The sequence below is a fragment of the Mesorhizobium sp. M0598 genome, from assembly GCF_040320865.1.
Classification (GTDB): Bacteria; Pseudomonadota; Alphaproteobacteria; order Rhizobiales; family Rhizobiaceae; genus Mesorhizobium.
Map to the genome: position 1 here is coordinate 189,492 of NZ_JAMYQL010000009.1, position 12,763 is coordinate 202,254.

Below are 12,763 nucleotides of genomic sequence, written 5' to 3' on the forward strand. Positions count from 1 at the left end.
CTGGCATGCGGATGGGAACCACGTGTTTTGCGGGCCGGATCGATATCCCCTCGCCGCCGGGTGGCCTTGCCTTAGCGCAGCGCCTTCTGCCCACCGGCGGCGGTGATGACGCCGACGATGATCAGCCCGGTCAGCACCAGGCGGACGCCGACGCTCACGCCGAACGTGTTGAGCATGGTCAACAGCAGCACCAGGAACAGTGCCGCGCCCCAGACCCCCGGCACATTGGCCTTGCCGCCCGCCACCGACGTGCCGCCGATGACGACGACGGCGATCGAGGCCAGCAGATACTCATTGCCGATATCGACATTGGCGCCGCGGAAATAGCCGGCGAGCAGTGCGCCGTCGAGGCCGCCGAGCGCGCCCGACAGCGTGTAGGTGAGGAAGCGGGTGCGGCCGACATTGACGCCGGCCAGCCAGGCAGCGCGGATGTTCTGGCCGATCGCCAGCACCGAGCGTCCGTAGATCATGCGCTGCAAAACGATGCCGGCGCCGATGGTGAACAGCACGGTGAGGATCGCCAGCACCGGAATGCCGAAGATCTGCCAGTTGGTGAAATCGGCAAAGCCCGGCGGCGGCTTGATCTGCAGGCCCCGCCCGTAGCTGATATCGACCGACTGGATGACGAAGCTGGCCGACAGCGTCGCGATGATCGGCGGAATGCGCAGCGCCCAGATCAGCAGATAGTTGACGGCGCCGATCGCCATGCCGCAGGCAAGCGCTGCCAGCAGGCCGACCGCGATCATCGCATCATTGCCGTCCATGACCTTCATGGCGACGGCGCTGGCAAGGCCGATATTGGCCGGCAGCGACAGGTCGACATTGCCCGGCCCGAGCGTGATGACGAACATCTGCCCGACGCCGACGATGACCGTGAAGACGGCGAGCGACAGTGCCGCCGTGATCATGCCGCCGCCGCCGTAGCCGCCGGTGAAGGCGATGGTCGCCAGCCACACTAGTAGCGCCCCGAAGAACGACCAGATCCAGGGCCTGGCGAGCAGCGTCCGCAGCGAGGCCATGCTCACCTCTCCCTGCGGCTGATCAGCACCCGCGCCGCCAGCACGATGATCAGGATGGCGCCATTGGCGGCGACCTGCCAGTCGGGCGGAATGTGCATGAACGTCAAGAGGGGCGATGCCGCCAGCGCCAGCGTCAACGCGCCGATGACGGCGCCGATCGGCGACACCCGGCCGCCGACGAACTCGCCGCCGCCGAGGATGACGCCGGCGATCGAAAGCAGCGTGTAGCCATTGCCGATATTGGCATCGGCCGAGGTGGTGATGCCGATCAGCGCCATGCCGGACAAAACGCCGAACAGGCCGGTCAGCGCAAACAGCGCGATTTTGGTGCGGAGCAGCGACCAGCCGGCGCGTTTGAGTGCGGCTGAATTGCCGCCCGATCCACGCAGGATGACGCCGTAGGAGGTGCGCATCAGGCAAAAGTGGACGACGGCCGCGATCAGCAATGCCGCGATGATCGGGAACGGAATGAAGGGCGGCTTGAAGGCCATCAGCGCCAGCAGCCAGTCCGGCGCCTTGCCGCCGGGCTTGGGCAGGATGAGGATGGCCATGCCCTGCCAGACAAAACTCATGCCGAGCGTCACCACGATAGAGGGCAGGTTGCGCAGATGGATCAGCGCGCCGAGCAGCGCGTAGACGCCGATCGACCCGAGCAGGATCACGACGCCGAGCAGCGGCGCGTCCTTCAGCCATGTCGCCGTCACGCAGCCGACGAAGCCGACAAAGGTGCCAATCGACAGATCGAGCTCGTTGCCGGCGATGACGAACATCTGCGCGATCGTCGCCAGAGCGATCGGGATCGCCAGATTGAGCATCAGGCTGAAACCGAAATAGCTGATGGCGCGCGGGTTGAGCCAGGCGATGGCGATGAGCACCAGCGCCAGCGACAGTGCCGGCAGCAGGCTGCGCAGCATGCGCGCCCGCCTCGTGGCGCGAGCCGAAGATTTTAGCCCATTCTCGACGGATACCGCTGTCATCTCAGGCCGCATCGCCGAACGACGACTGGATGATCTTTTCCTCCGTCAGTTCGTCGCGACGAAGGTTGGCGACGATCCGGCCGTTCTTGAACACATAGATGTGGTCGCAATTGTCGAGCTCTTCGGTTTCGGTGGTGTACCAGAGGAAAGTGCGGCCATGGCGAGCCTCCTCGCGCACCAGGTCGTAGACTTCGAGCTTGGTGCCGATGTCGACGCCGCGCATCGGATCGTCCATCAGCACGATCTTGGCGTCGGAGCCGAGCGCCCGCGCGAACAGCGCCTTCTGCTGGTTGCCGCCGGACAGCGAGAAGATGTTGTTGTTCATGTCGGGCGTACGGATGCCGATTTTCCGCTGCCACAACTCGGCGAGCTCGGCTTCACGCTGCGGCGAGATCAAAAGGCCGTTGCGCAATCGCGCCAGCGAACGGATGCCGATGTTCTCGGCGATCGACCATTGCGGAAAAATCCCGTCCGACTGGCGGTCGCCGGCAACCAGCGCCACCGGCGCGGTAACCTCGATGCCGGTCTTGGCGCGGGAAGCCGCGGCAAAGATCGCCAGCAAAAGATCGGTCTGCCCATGCCCGGCAAGCCCGGCAAGCCCGATGATCTCACCGGCACGGGCGACGAGCTCGTTGCCGTCCTGCTGTCGCGCCGGGCGCGCCCGGACCCGCAGCGGGCCGGGCTCCGGCTTGCCGCTCGCAATCTCTGCGGCGGTCTTCTCGCGCGCCTCCGCTCCGCCCATCGCCGTCACCAGCCTGTCGCGGTCGAAGGCGTCGGCCTGCCCGGCGGTGACCACCTTGCCGTCGCGCATCACCACGATGCGGTCGGCATTTCCGAGCACTTCGCCCAACACATGCGAGATCAGGATGCAGCTCTTGCCGGCGGCGATGAAGCGGCGCACGAACGCCAGCAGCTGGCCGGCGGTATGCGCGTCGAGCGAGGATGTCGGCTCGTCGAGGATAACCAGCTCGAGCGGCTCCTGCGTGACCGTGAAGGCGCGCGCCACCTCCACCATCTGCCGGCTGGTGATGGAAAGATCACCGACGATATCGGATGCCGAGATGCTGTGGCCGGGGAAGATCTCGTCGAGCTTGGCGGCGATCAGATCGGCCGCCTTGCGCCGCCAGCCGAAGCCATGCAGCGACGCGTGGTTGATCCGCGTGTTCTCGGCGACGCTGAGGTTCGGGCAGAGCGACAGTTCCTGGAAAACACAGCGTATGCCGAGCTGCTGCGCGCGCGGCACCGAATAACTTGCCTCGACACCGCCGCGGACCGCGATCTGCCCGCTGTCGGGGGCAAGCGTGCCCGCTACCATATGCATGAGCGTCGATTTTCCCGCACCGTTATGGCCGACGAGACCGACGCATTCTCCGGCACGAACGCTGAAATCGACACCGGCGAGCGCCCTGACGGCGCCGAAATGTTTTTCGGCTCCGTCCAGTCTTATGATGTCCAAACTGACGGCGCCGAAAAGCTTTTCGGCGCCGTCCGGCATGATGATGTCTGCATTGGCCTCGGGCATCCCTCAACGATACCCGGTTATCCGTGGCGGCAACAATAGTGCCATGCTCACTTGATGTTGGCCTTGATCGCGGCGATGGCGTCTTCCTGCGTGTATTCGTGGCTGGCGACGCCGCCCTTCGGAATCTTCGGCAGCGCGGCCTCGAAATCGTCCTGGGTGAAGGCAAGATAGGGCACCAGCAGGTCGTGCGGCACGTCGGTGCGGCCGTCGAGCACCTGCTGCGCCACCCAGAAGGCAAGCGTCGATACGCCCGGTGCGATCGATGCCGACCAGGTCTTGTAACCGTCCTTTTCCTTCTGCTCCTTCCACCACTGCAATTCGTCCTGGCGATTGCCCATGATGATGGTCGGGCGTGGCTTGCCGGCGGCGGCGAAAGCCTGCGCCGCGCCGTAGCCGTCACCGCCCTGGTCGACGACCCCGACAACATCCGGCAGCGAAGGCAGGATCGTCGCTACGGCTTTCTGTGCCGTGGTCTGGTCCCAGTCGCCGGTCACCGAGCCGACGATCTTGAACTCGGGATGGGCAGCGACGCCTTCGAGGATGCCGGCATGGATGGCATCGTCGATCGAGGTGCCGGCGAGCCCGCGGATTTCCAGCAGGTTGCCGCCCTTGGGCTGGAACTTGGCCATCTGCTCGACTTCCTGCTTGCCCATGTCCTTGAAGTCGACGACGACGCGGTAGGCGCAGGGTTCGGTGACGATGCCGTCGAAGGAGACGACGACGATGCCGGCGTCGCAGGCCTGCTTGATGGCGCCGTTGAGCGCATCCGGAGACGCCGCGTTGATAACGATCGCGTCATAACCCTGCAGGATCAGGTTCTGCACTTGGGCTGCTTGCGTCGGCACTTCCTTGTCGGCCGTCGTGAAGACGTCCGCGGCGCCGACCACCTTGTCGGCAACCGCCTTCTTGGTAACGATGGCGTAGCTGTCCAGCATCGCCTGCCGCCAGGAATTGCCGGCGTAATTGTTGGAGAAGGCGATTTTCTTGCCGCTGGTGTCGGCAAGCGCGGTACCTGCGGCGAGCATCGCCGCAAAAGCCCCCAAAACGAATATTTTCCTCATGTCATACTCCTCCCGTGAGTTGCTGTCTTACTGGTGGTTAATGGCTGGCTGGTGGGTATTGGCTGATACGCTCACAATCTTGTTTTTTATCTATTATCAGACAAATGCAGATAGGCGGCAAGCTGTCAACAGCAATCCATGGCCGGCGATCAACTTGCGGTCAATCATTGAAACCGGTTCGACTCCTGGTCTAGGGATGGCACTGGAGACCGATTGAATGGCGACGAACCTTGCCCCGGGTGCACCCGGCATTCCGGCGCGCTGGACCTCGAGCGCCAAGAGCGGCGTCGGCACCGCGCTTTCACCGGCCTGCCCGATCTGGTTCACCATCAGCCACGGTATCCTCAACGAGATCTACTACCCGCGCCTCGATAGCGCATGCACCCGCGATCTGGGGCTGATCGTCACCGGACCCGACGGCTATTTCTCGGAAGAAAAACGTGACGCCGAACACAGTATCGAACCCCTGGCGGACGGGGTGCCTGCCTACCGGCTGGTCAACACCGCAAGCGATGGAACCTACAGGATCGAAAAGCGCATCCTGACGGATCCGGAACGTCCCGTCTTGCTGCAGGAGATTATGTTCACGCCGCTCAAAGGCGCGGCCGCCGACTACCGCGTCTACGCGCTACTGGCACCGCACCTCGTCAACGCCGGCATGGGCAACACCGCCTGGATCGACGACCATGAAGGACAGCCTGTCCTGTTTGCATCGGGACGCGGCACCTGCCTGGCGCTCGCCTCGTCGCTGCCGTGGAAGGTGTGCTCGGCCGGCTATGTCGGCGTCTCCGACGGCTGGCAGCAGCTGCGTCAAGGCGGCCGGCTCGATGCGGCCTACCGCAGGGCCGAGGACGGCAATGTCGCGCTGACCGGCGAGATCGCCTTTTCGGCCGCGAACCCAAAAATATTGCTGGCACTGGGCTTCGGCACGACGCCGCAACAGGCGGCGGAAACTGCTTTCGCCAGCCTGAAGCAAGGTTTTGGGCCCGCAGCCAGATCCTACGTCGACAAATGGCACCAATGGCAGGCCGGATTGCTGCCGCTGGACCGGCATGCGGCGTCCGGCCTTAACAGCTACCGCCTCAGCACGGCGGTGCTGGCGGCACACCGCTCGTCTGCCGGAGCAGCCGTTGCCAGCCTGTCGATCCCGTGGGGCTTCAACAAGGGCGACGACGACCTCGGCGGCTATCACCTGGTCTGGCCGCGCGATCTGGTCGAAACCGCCGGCGGCTTCCTCGCCGCCGGCGACCCGGCGGAAGCCTTGCGCATCCTTGGCTATCTGCGCGCGATCCAGGAGCCGGACGGCCGTTGGCCGCAGAACGCCTGGCTCGACGGATCGGCCTATTGGCCGGGCATCCAGATGGACGAATGCGCCTTCCCGCTGCTGCTTGCCGACGCACTGCGCCGCGCCGGCCATTTGCCGCCTGCCGCACTCTCCTCCTTCATGCCGATGATCGAGCGCGCTGCCGCCTATGTCGTGCGCAACGGCCCGGTCACCGGCGAGGACCGCTGGGAAGAAGACGCCGGCTACAGCCCGTTCACACTTGCCGTCGAGATCGCCGCATTGCTAGCGGCTGCGGACATCTTCGATGCCGCCGGCAAAGCCGAGCCGGCAAGCTATCTGCGCGAAACCGCCGACGTCTGGAACGATCAGATCGAGCGCTGGACCTACGTCGCCGGCACCGCCGCATGCGAGCAAGCCAGCGTCGAGGGCCACTATGTCCGCATTGCGCCGCCCGACAAAGCCGGCGCGGCATCGCCGAAAGACGGCTACGTCCCGATCAAGAACCGCCCGCCGGCCGATACGGACCGCCCGGCCAAGGCGATCGTCAGCCCCGATGCACTAGCGCTGGTCCGCTTCGGCCTCAGGGCGGCCGACGATCCGCGCATCCTCGACACCGTCAAGGTCATCGACGCGCAATTGCGCTGCGAACTGCCGCAGGGCTCGCTCTGGTACCGCTACAATGGCGATGGCTATGGCGAGCATGCCGACGGCGCGCCCTTCGATGGAACCGGCCGGGGCCGGCCCTGGCCGCTGCTGGTCGGCGAGCGCGCTCATTACGAGCTGGCGGCAGGCCGCAGGGATAGTGCGGCAAGCCTGCTCAGGACGTTCGAGAACTCTGCCGGACCGGGCGGCCTGCTACCGGAGCAGGTCTGGGACGGTCCCGACATGCCGGAGCGCGAATTGCGGCATGGCGGGCCCTCCGGCAGCGCCAAGCCGCTGGCCTGGGCGCATTCCGAGCACATCAAGCTGCTGCGGTCGCTGCGCGACGGCACGGTGTTCGACATGCCGCCGCAAGGCGTCAAGCGCTATATCGAGGGCAGGACGGTGTCGCGCTTCAGGGCATGGCGCTTCAACCACAAGATCCGTACCATCCCGGCAGGCAAGGCGCTGCGCATCGAACTTCTGGCCCGGGCGGTGGTTCATTGGAGCAGCGACAATTGGGCAACCGTCCATGACACCGAGACCACCGCGAATGCTTTCGGCATCCATCTTGCGGAATTGCAGGTTGCCGAGATTGCTCCGGGCAATAGCCCGGGCAATAGCATTGTCTTCACTTTCTTCTGGCCCGATAGCGGCCATTGGGAGAATGCTGACTTTTCTGTCGGCATCGGCGATACCGGATAGAGCATGATCCCGCAAAGTGGAGACCGGTTTTCGGAAAAGATCATGCTTCAATCACAGCGCCACTAGATCATCGATCCCTCAAGTAAGGCAGGACGAGACCATGCAGATAGGAATGATGGGACTGGGCCGGATGGGCGCCAACATGGTTCGGCGCCTGCTGCGTGATGGCCACGAATGCGTCGTCTACGATATCAACCCGGCGAGCGTCGCCGCGCTTGTGAGCGCCGGCGCGGTCGGAGCCGCCTCGATGGAGGAGTTCGTCGGCAAGCTGGCGAAGCCGCGCAGCGCCTGGCTGATGCTGCCTGCGGCGATCACCGGCAGGATCGTCGACCAGGTGGCTGCCCTGATGGAGCCGGGCGACATCATCATAGACGGCGGCAATTCCTATTATCACGAGGCCGTCGACCACGCCGCGCGCCTCGCCTTGAAAGGCTTGAGCTATGTCGATGTCGGCACCAGCGGCGGCGTCTGGGGCCTCGAGCGCGGCTACTGCCTGATGATCGGCGGCCCCGACAGCGCGGTCCAGCATCTCGATCCGGTCTTCGCAACGCTGGCGCCGGGCGCCGACGCCGCTTCGCCCGCCCCTGCCAGGGATGCCGGAACCTCGCCCTTCGGCTATCTCCACTGCGGACCGAGCGGCGCCGGCCATTTCGTCAAGATGGTCCACAACGGCATCGAATATGGCGTCATGGCCGCCTATGCCGAGGGCATGAACATCCTTAAGTCTGCGAATGCCGGCAAACGGCAGCGCACCGCCGACGCCGAAACCAGCCCGCTGGAAAACCCGCAATATTACCAGTTCGACATCGACATCGCTGAGGTGGCCGAGGTCTGGCGGCACGGCAGCGTCATCGGCTCGTGGCTGCTCGACCTGACGGCCGGCGTACTGAAGGCCGATTCGTCGCTGACGCAGTTCGGCGGGCGGGTCTCGGATTCCGGCGAAGGCCGCTGGACGCTGAAGGCGGCGATCGACACCGGCGTGCCGGCGCCGGTGCTGTCCTCGGCGCTGTTCGACAGGTTCTCCTCGCAAGGCGAATCCGAATTCGCCGACAAGCTTCTGTCCGCCATGCGCTATGCCTTTGGCGGCCATGTCGAAAAACCCAAGGCCGGCTCGTGACGGGCGACAGGGAGGCACGCCCATGAGCCAGGAACGATCGGACACGCTGGTGCTTTTCGGCGCCACCGGCGATCTCGCCCACAAGAAGATCTTCCCCGCCCTTTACGCCATGGTGGCCAAAGGGACGCTGAACGAGCCGGTGATCGGCGTCGCCTTCGATCCCTGGGACCTCGCCAAGCTGCAGGCGCGCGCCCGCGACGGCATCGTCAACGCCTTGGGCAGCATCGACGACAAGATCTTTGCCAGGCTTGCATCGCTGCTGCGCTATGTCAGCGGCGACTATCGGGCGCCTGCGACCTTCGAGAAGCTGAAGACCGCGCTCGGCAGCGCTGAGCGGCCGCTGCACTATCTGGCGGTGCCGCCGGCGATGTTCGAGGTGGTCGTCCAGGGGCTGGAGCAGTCGGGCGCCGCCCAGGGTGCGCGCCTGATGGTGGAAAAGCCGTTCGGCCACGATCTGCAATCGGCGCGCTGGCTGAACCGGGTGCTGCATCTGGTCTTCGACGAAAAGTCGATCTTCCGCATCGACCATTATCTCGGCAAGGAGGCGATCCAGAACCTGCTCTATTTCCGCTTCGCCAATTCCTTCCTCGAGCCGATCTGGAACCGCAATTACGTCGAGAGCGTGCAGATCACCATGGCCGAGGATTTCGGCGTCGAGGGCCGCGGCCGCTTCTATGACGAGGTCGGCTGCATTCGCGACGTCATTGAAAACCATCTGCTCAACATCCTCTTGCTGCTCGCCATGGAACCGCCGGTCGGCCGCTCGGCCGACGATCTCATCGACGAGAAGGTGCAGGTCCTGCGGGCGATCCGGACACTGACCAGGGACGATGTGGTGCGCGGCCAGTTCGACGGCTATCTCAACGAGCCGGGCGTGGCGCCGAACTCGCCGGTCGAGACCTTCGCGGCGGTGCGCTTTTTCGTCGATACCTGGCGCTGGCAGGATGTGCCGTTCTTCATTCGCGCCGGCAAATCCCTGCCGGTGCACGCCACCGAGGTCATCGTGCGGCTGAAGCGGCCGCCGCTCGACGTCTTCGATCCGATCAAGCCCGGCGACTGCAATCACGTGCGCTTCCGCATCGCTCCTCAGGTGGCGATCTCGATCGGAGCCCGGCGCAAGGCACCCGGCGATGACATGGTCGGTGAGCAGGTCGAGCTCACCGCGCTCGACGATTCGAAGGGCGACATGCCGCCTTACGAGCGGTTGATCGGCGACGCCATGAACGGCAACGGCCAGCTGTTCACCCGTCAGGACGCCAGCGAGCTCGCCTGGCGCATCGTCGGCCCGGTGCTCGGCGACACCACGCCGCCCCCTGTCTACGCGCCAAAGACGTGGGGGCCGGCCGAAGCCATGGCTGGATTCGGGCCGCCGAGCGGCTGGATCAATCCAGCGAAATGATTTCTGGGAGGCGAAAGCGATGACCAAGGCGGTGAAGCAACCGGCATCGGAGGAAGAAAAGATCGTGCTTGCGATCGATATCGGCGGCTCGCACGTCAAGATCCGCACCAGCGCCGGCGGCGACGAGCGCAAGACCGCTTCCGGACCGGAGCTTACGCCGCAGCAGATGGTCGCGGCGGTGAAGGCGCTCGCCGAAGGGCTGCACTACGATGTCGTCTCGATGGGCTATCCGGGCCCGGTGCACCACAACCGGCCGCTGACCGAACCCGCCAATCTCGGCAAGGGCTGGGTCGGCTGCGATTTCGCCGCCGAGTTCGGCAAACCGGTCAAGGTCGTTAACGATGCGCTCATGCAGGCCATCGGCAGTTATGAGGGCGGCCGCATGCTGTTCCTTGGCCTCGGCACCGGCCTGGGGGCCGCGATGATCGTTGATAACGTTGCCCAGCCGATGGAGCTTGCCCATCTTCCCTACAAGAAGCGCGGCAGTTTCGAAGACTATGTCGGCGAACGCGGCCTGCAAAAGCGCGGCAAGAAGAAATGGCGCAAACACGTCTTCGACGTGGTCGACCGGCTTCGCGCCGCCATGCAGCCGGATTACGTGGTCATCGGCGGCGGCAATGTCGACGAACTCACCGACTTGCCCGCCGATTGCAGACGCGGCGACAACACACGCGCCTTCGAGGGCGGATTTCGACTATGGCGCGACAAATCCCTGATTATTTGATATTGCTGATTGTCTGATATTATCGAGCACCGGCTCAGGGTTGTTAATCCCGCGCTGCCGTTAGTATTATTATTCAAAATAATGTGTGACGTGGTGCGGCGTCATTGCATTGCGCAGATTTGCCGACTAGGAATTTCTGCGACCCCCACGGACGGAGAAATAGATTGACCGACGACAGCAACAACGCTCGCAAAAATATCGACCTGCTCGAGCTGACCGCCCATATCGTGTCCGCCTATGTCGAGAAGAACCGCTTGCCGTCTTCCGGCCTCGGCGACCTCATCGCCAGCGTCAGCGCTGCCATAGGCGGGCTCGGGCAACCGGCAGTGCCGGTCGCCGCACCGCTGACGCCTGCCGTCAATCCCAAGAAATCGGTGACGCCGGACTACATCATCTGTCTCGAGGACGGCAAGAAGTTCAAATCCTTGAAGCGCCATATCGGCGTTCATTTCGGGCTGACGCCCGACGCCTATCGCGCCAAATGGGGCCTGCCGTCGGACTACCCGATGGTCGCCCCCAACTACGCGGCCTCGCGTTCGCAACTGGCCAAGGCGATCGGCCTCGGCCGCAAAGCCCCCCCGCCCACGCCCGTCAAGGGCCGGGGCAGGAAGGCCAAGGCGACGGCCTAAAGCATCGTTCGAAGCCCTGCAAACGCAAGCCTCGAAGATTGGCGGGACAGCGCCCCCCTCTGTCCTGCCGGACATCTCCCCCTCAAGGGGGGAGATCAGCTGCCTCGCCGATGGCGCTACTCTTTAAACGTACAAATCTTTGAACGTACAAATTGCCTTCGAAGCCGGAGACTGGCGAAGGACGTCGCGACGTCCAATCTCCCCCCTTGAGGGGGAGATGTCCGGCAGGACAGAGGGGGGCGCGAAGGAACTCGACCTGCGCGCCAAATAACCCTCTCCATCTCCGCCGAGCGTGGTTGCCGCCTGCAATTGGTATGGCAGCCTGAAAAAAGCTGGAGCCAGGCCGGATTTTTGCGCGCGCCCCGTGCCGAACTGCGCTAAAGGCTCTCTTGGCCGGACCAGCGCCCATCGTGGAAGTGCCCCGTCGGCCGACATCGCCGCCACGGGGCCTTATTCCATGACCACAGAATCCCAAGTACCATCCTACCAGCGCTATGCCGCCTTTCGCCACCGGCCGTTCCTGAGCTACTGGGCGGCGCGCTTCCTCTCGACATTCTCCACCCAGATCGTGTCGGTCGCCGTCGGCTGGCAGATCTACGATCTCACCCGCGACCCGTTCGACCTCGGCCTTGTCGGCATCGTCCAGTTCCTGCCTTCGCTGCTGCTGGTGCTGGTCACCGGCGACGTTGCCGACCGTTTCGGGCGCCGGTTGATCATGGCGCTGGCGGTGCTGGTCGAGGCGGGCTGCGCTTTGGCCCTTCTGCTGCTGACGCTGCGCGGCCTTTCCGGGCCAATGCCGGTCTTCATCGTGCTCGCCATGTTCGGCATGGCGCGCGCCTTCTTCGGGCCGGCCTCCTCATCGCTGTTCGCCAATCTGGTGCCGCCCGAGGATTTCGCCAACGCCATCGCCTGGAACTCGTCCGCCTGGCAGACGGCAACCATCGTCGGGCCGGTCGCCGGCGGCCTGCTCTACGGGCTTTCAGCCGAAGCCGCCTACACCACCGCCGCCGTGCTGATGCTGGTTGCCGCCGTGCTGATCTTCACCATCCCGAAGCCTGCCCAGCGCAGCCGGACCGACAGGCCGACGGTACAGACCCTGTTCGCCGGCTTCGGCTATATCTGGAGCGAAAAGATCGTGCTCGGCGCGATTTCGCTCGATCTGTTTGCGGTGCTCCTGTCCGGCGCCTCGGCGCTGCTGCCGGTCTACGCGCGCGATATCCTCGAACTCGGCCCATGGGGGCTCGGCCTGTTGCGCTCGGCGCCCGGCGTCGGCGCCATCTGCGTCGCCATCTGGCTGGCCGGACACCCGATCCGCAACCATGCCGGCCTTGTCATGCTCGGCTTCGTCGCGCTGTTCGGCGCGTTCACGGTTCTGTTCGGCCTCTCGACCATCACCTGGCTGTCAATTGCGGCCCTTGCGCTGCTCGGCGCCACCGACATGTTCAGCGTATATATCCGCGAGACGCTGATCCAGCTGTGGACCCCGGACGACGTTCGCGGCCGCGTCAACGCTGTCAACCAGGTGTTTGTCGGCGCTTCCAATGAGCTCGGCGAATTCCGCGCCGGTACCATGGCGGCGTTGATCGGCACGGTTCCGGCCGTGGTGGTCGGAGGTGTCGGGGCGATCGCTGTTGCCGGCCTATGGGCGGTGCTGTTCCCGTAGCTGCGCAAGGTGCGTCATCTCAG

At 64.7% G+C, this 12,763-nt stretch carries 10 protein-coding genes; 6 read left to right on the forward strand and 4 right to left on the reverse strand.

Translation table 11 applies throughout. The features are described from left to right. Positions 1–71 precede the first annotated feature (71 nt). From NKI59_RS14560 to NKI59_RS14575, 4 genes are all read right to left on the reverse strand, one after another. Positions 72–1,019 carry an ABC transporter permease gene (locus tag NKI59_RS14560; protein ID WP_352456288.1) on the reverse strand — a complete coding sequence of 316 codons (948 nt, stop codon included), beginning with the start codon at positions 1,017–1,019 and terminating at the stop codon, positions 72–74. Between the two features lie 2 nt (positions 1,020–1,021). After that, positions 1,022–1,996, reverse strand: coding sequence for an ABC transporter permease (locus NKI59_RS14565; RefSeq protein WP_352704946.1), 975 nt, complete (start codon positions 1,994–1,996; stop codon positions 1,022–1,024). Position 1,997: 1 nt separating this feature from the next. Continuing rightward, positions 1,998–3,491 (reverse strand): sugar ABC transporter ATP-binding protein, encoded by a 1,494-nt coding sequence (locus NKI59_RS14570; protein WP_352704998.1) that lies wholly within the window; start codon positions 3,489–3,491, stop codon positions 1,998–2,000. A gap of 74 nt (positions 3,492–3,565) precedes the next feature. Further along, the gene (locus NKI59_RS14575) at positions 3,566–4,579 is read right to left on the reverse strand and encodes an ABC transporter substrate-binding protein (RefSeq protein WP_352704948.1); all 1,014 of its coding nucleotides are present in this window, start codon (positions 4,577–4,579) and stop codon (positions 3,566–3,568) included. Between the two features lie 217 nt (positions 4,580–4,796). On the opposite strand from NKI59_RS14575, the gene NKI59_RS14580 reads away from it, so the two are divergent. The 6 genes from NKI59_RS14580 to NKI59_RS14605 all read left to right on the forward strand — a co-directional run bounded on the left by NKI59_RS14580 (position 4,797) and on the right by NKI59_RS14605 (position 12,740). Continuing rightward, positions 4,797–7,208, forward strand: coding sequence for a glucan 1,4-alpha-glucosidase (locus NKI59_RS14580; protein WP_352704950.1), 2,412 nt, complete (start codon positions 4,797–4,799; stop codon positions 7,206–7,208). 100 nt (positions 7,209–7,308) lie between these two features. Further along, the gene (gene gnd / locus NKI59_RS14585; protein WP_352704952.1) at positions 7,309–8,325 is read left to right on the forward strand and encodes a phosphogluconate dehydrogenase (NAD(+)-dependent, decarboxylating); all 1,017 of its coding nucleotides are present in this window, start codon (positions 7,309–7,311) and stop codon (positions 8,323–8,325) included. A 22-nt stretch (positions 8,326–8,347) separates the two neighbouring features. Next, entirely contained in the window at positions 8,348–9,724 is a 1,377-nt protein-coding gene (gene zwf, locus NKI59_RS14590) for a glucose-6-phosphate dehydrogenase (protein WP_352704954.1), read from the forward strand. Positions 9,725–9,743: 19 nt separating this feature from the next. Next, complete coding sequence (locus NKI59_RS14595; RefSeq protein ID WP_352704956.1) at positions 9,744–10,448, forward strand: ROK family protein; 705 nt, start codon at positions 9,744–9,746, stop codon at positions 10,446–10,448. A 164-nt stretch (positions 10,449–10,612) separates the two neighbouring features. Next, on the forward strand, positions 10,613–11,077 hold the full coding sequence (locus tag NKI59_RS14600; protein ID WP_352704958.1) for a Ros/MucR family transcriptional regulator: 465 nt from the start codon (positions 10,613–10,615) through the stop codon (positions 11,075–11,077). 457 nt (positions 11,078–11,534) lie between these two features. Continuing rightward, positions 11,535–12,740, forward strand: coding sequence for an MFS transporter (locus tag NKI59_RS14605; protein ID WP_352704960.1), 1,206 nt, complete (start codon positions 11,535–11,537; stop codon positions 12,738–12,740). Positions 12,741–12,763: the final 23 nt, after the last annotated feature.

Bases quoted from the DNA above. Each gene is read 5' to 3' on its own strand.
- NKI59_RS14560 (WP_352456288.1), bottom strand. From the start codon at position 1,019: ATGGCCTCGCTGCGGACGCTGCTCGCCAGGCCCTGGATCTGGTCGTTC.
- NKI59_RS14565 (WP_352704946.1), bottom strand. From the start codon at position 1,996: ATGACAGCGGTATCCGTCGAGAATGGGCTAAAATCTTCGGCTCGCGCC.
- NKI59_RS14570 (WP_352704998.1), bottom strand. From the start codon at position 3,491: ATGCCGGACGGCGCCGAAAAGCTTTTCGGCGCCGTCAGTTTGGACATC.
- NKI59_RS14595 (WP_352704956.1), top strand. From the start codon at position 9,744: ATGACCAAGGCGGTGAAGCAACCGGCATCGGAGGAAGAAAAGATCGTG.
- NKI59_RS14580 (WP_352704950.1), top strand. From the start codon at position 4,797: ATGGCGACGAACCTTGCCCCGGGTGCACCCGGCATTCCGGCGCGCTGG.
- NKI59_RS14575 (WP_352704948.1), bottom strand. From the start codon at position 4,579: ATGAGGAAAATATTCGTTTTGGGGGCTTTTGCGGCGATGCTCGCCGCA.
- gnd (WP_352704952.1), top strand. From the start codon at position 7,309: ATGCAGATAGGAATGATGGGACTGGGCCGGATGGGCGCCAACATGGTT.
- NKI59_RS14605 (WP_352704960.1), top strand. From the start codon at position 11,535: ATGACCACAGAATCCCAAGTACCATCCTACCAGCGCTATGCCGCCTTT.
- zwf (WP_352704954.1), top strand. From the start codon at position 8,348: ATGAGCCAGGAACGATCGGACACGCTGGTGCTTTTCGGCGCCACCGGC.